Below are 251 nucleotides of genomic sequence, written 5' to 3' on the forward strand. Positions count from 1 at the left end.
GCCGCAATCGCGACATGATAATGGCATTTCTGCAACTCTTCATTGGTCAGGCCGACACGTTCGCGACCAAAAACCAGCGCCACCGGGGTATTTGCCGCTTCAGCAACGCTTTTCAAACCGCATTCGCGCGGGTCGAGCATCGGCCACGGCAGCGTGCGGGAACGTGCGCTGGTGCCCACCACCAGGCTACAACCGGCTAACGCTTCGTCGAGCGTATCGACGATGTGAGCATTACCAATCACATCGCTGGC

1 protein-coding gene is annotated in these 251 nt (G+C 59.0%); it reads right to left on the bottom strand.

Features of this window, described 5'->3' with window-relative positions; genetic code table 11:
• Positions 1 to 251 (bottom strand): TrmH family RNA methyltransferase (locus R0J88_RS22040; RefSeq protein ID WP_410901183.1); only part of this gene is annotated, 251 nt, incomplete at both ends.

It is taken from the genome of Pseudoalteromonas sp. SIMBA_162, from assembly GCF_046535955.1.
Classification (GTDB): domain Bacteria; phylum Pseudomonadota; class Gammaproteobacteria; order Enterobacterales; family Alteromonadaceae; genus Pseudoalteromonas; species Pseudoalteromonas marina.